Below are 2,182 nucleotides of genomic sequence, written 5' to 3'. Positions count from 1 at the left end.
GCCCCCGACATGCCCCACCCCCGTCTCGGACAGCCACTCGGACTGTGATGAATTCTGCCGTGTGTCAGGGGGGTGCGGGCGTCACGGGTGTGTGCGTCACGTGTGCGTGTGCGTTCACGACGGGTGTCCCCGCGTCTCTGTCCCCGCGTCTCTGTCCCCGCGTCTCCATCCCCGCGTCCGCCGTCAATCACGCCGCCCGGGCTGCCAGCCGGGATCCCGTCCGCTGAGGCCGATCACGCGGTCGAGGAGGGGCGCGTCGTCCGGTACGGGGACGACCGGGCCGAAGATGCCGCCGCCCCGGCTCGGGTCCTCGGCCGCGGCGAGGAGAAAGCCGTACGCCGCCTCCAGGGCGTCCGGGTCGGGCTCGTACTCCTGGCCGGTGGCGCGGGCCAGGTCCCAGCCGTGGACGACGAGTTCGTCGACCGCCACGGCGGCCGCGACGGCGCCCGGCAGGGTCACCCCGCCCGCCCTGGTCTCGCCGGTGCGGGCCGCCGGGTCGCGCCATGCCTCGGCCAGTTCGTCCAGGGCCTTCGGCAGGGTCTCTCGCCAGCCGGGCTCCACATCCGGTACGGCCGCGTCCGGGCTGGTGTCCGTCGTGGCCCCCAGGTCCTTGCGGCCGGCGTCCCGGAAGGCGACGGTCAGCCCGACCAGGTGGCCCAGCAGGTGGTGCAGCGCGTACTCCGGACACGGGGTCGGGGCGGCGAGCTGCTCGTCGGTCACGCGCTCCGCGAGACGCGCGACGATCCGGGTCTGGGGTCCGAGGTCGAGAGTCGTCATCTCGGTCATCAGCTGCTCCGTCCTTTCGCTTCTTTCGCTTCTTTCGTTCCTTTCGCTTTCCTTTCGTTGGTGGAGACCGCCGCCGTACGCGAAACTCATCGCCCGGCGTCGCGGCCCGTCGCTTCTACGGCACCTGACCGATCCCCGTGCCAGGGCCTTAGAACCACGATGACCAGGCATGACGACCAAGACAACGCGGGGGCCGCTGGCGGTATGGCGCAGGTGGACCCTGGTGCGCGTCCTGCGCGACCGCAACGCCGCGCTCTACCTGACCGGTGTCGTGATCTCCGGCTTCGGCACGTCCGCGCTGTGGCTGGCGTCCGGCATCTGGGTCAAGGACCTCACCGGGTCGAACGGCCTGGCCGCCCTCTCCATGCTGGCCATGTGGGCACCGACCCTGTTCGGCCCTTTTCTCGGCACGCTCGCCGACCGCACCCGCCAGGGGCCGCTCCTGATCGGGACGAACCTCGCCCTGGCGGCGCTCCTGCTCACCCTGCTCGCCGTCGACTCCGCGGAGGGCCTGTGGCTGCTCCTCGCGGTCCTGCTGGTGTACGGCGCGGCGGATGTCGTCCACGACGCGGCCGAGGCGGCGCTGGTCGCCAGGGCGGTGGATCCGGCCCTGCTCGGCGATTTCAACGGTCTGCGGATGACGGCCAACGAGGGCATGAAGCTGGTGGCCCCTTCGGTAGGGGCGGGGATCTACGTGGCGTACGGCGGGGCGAGCGTGGCGCTGCTGGACGCGGTGACGTTCGTGCTGGCCGCAGCCCTGTACGCGTGTCTGCGCGTCCACGAGCCGGCGCCCGGACCACCCACCACCGGCTGGCGGACGCGGACCGCCGAGGGCGTCCGTTTCCTGTGGTCCCACGGGAGCCTTCGCCCGCTCGTCCTGGCGGGCGGCGCCACCATGCTCCTCTCGGGCGTCAGCGGCGCCACGGTCTACGCCGTCGTCGACGGTCTCGGGCACTCCCCCGCGTACGCCGGTGTCCTGTACGTCGCCCAGGGGGTGGGCTCGGTGGTGGTCGGGCTGGTCTCCGGTCCGCTGATGCGCCGCCTCGGCGAACGGCGTTTCGCGGAGTGCGGGATCGCGCTCACGGCGGTCGCGGTGGTGCTGCGGGGAGTGCCGTCCGACGCGGTGGCCCTGGTGGCCGGTGCGGGGGTGGGGGCGGGGCTTCCGTGTGTGCTCGTCGTGGCGCTCACGGTGGTGCAGCGGGAGACTCCCGGGGTGCTGGTGGGGCGTGTGGTCGGCACCGCCCACACACTGCTGTTCGCGCCCACCGCGGTCGGTCTGGCGGTGGGTGCGGTTCTGGTCGAACTCGTGCCCCTCCAGCCGCTGCTGGCGGGGCTGGGTCTGGCCACGCTGCTCCCGGCCTGTGCCCTGCGCCACCACCGCCCCCGGGTGTGATGG

2 protein-coding genes are annotated in these 2,182 nt (G+C 72.9%); one reads left to right on the top strand and one right to left on the bottom strand.

Annotation, left to right across the window (positions count from 1 at the left end):
* Positions 1–183: 183 nt before the first annotated feature.
* Positions 184–786 carry a TIGR03086 family metal-binding protein gene (locus tag FNH08_RS49160; RefSeq protein ID WP_194238883.1) on the bottom strand — a complete coding sequence of 201 codons (603 nt, stop codon included), beginning with the start codon at positions 784–786 and terminating at the stop codon, positions 184–186.
* A gap of 169 nt (positions 787–955) precedes the next feature.
* Between FNH08_RS49160 and FNH08_RS49155 the strand changes: the two genes are divergently transcribed.
* Positions 956–2,179, top strand: coding sequence for an MFS transporter (locus FNH08_RS49155; RefSeq protein ID WP_152778441.1), 1,224 nt, complete (start codon positions 956–958; stop codon positions 2,177–2,179).
* Positions 2,180–2,182 lie beyond the last annotated feature (3 nt).

The sequence above is a fragment of the Streptomyces spongiae genome, assembly GCF_009377185.1.
GTDB classification, from domain to species: domain Bacteria; phylum Actinomycetota; class Actinomycetes; order Streptomycetales; family Streptomycetaceae; genus Streptomyces; species Streptomyces spongiae.
The sequence above is the reverse complement of the archived record's forward strand: the minus strand, read 5'-3'. Positions and strand labels throughout refer to the sequence as shown.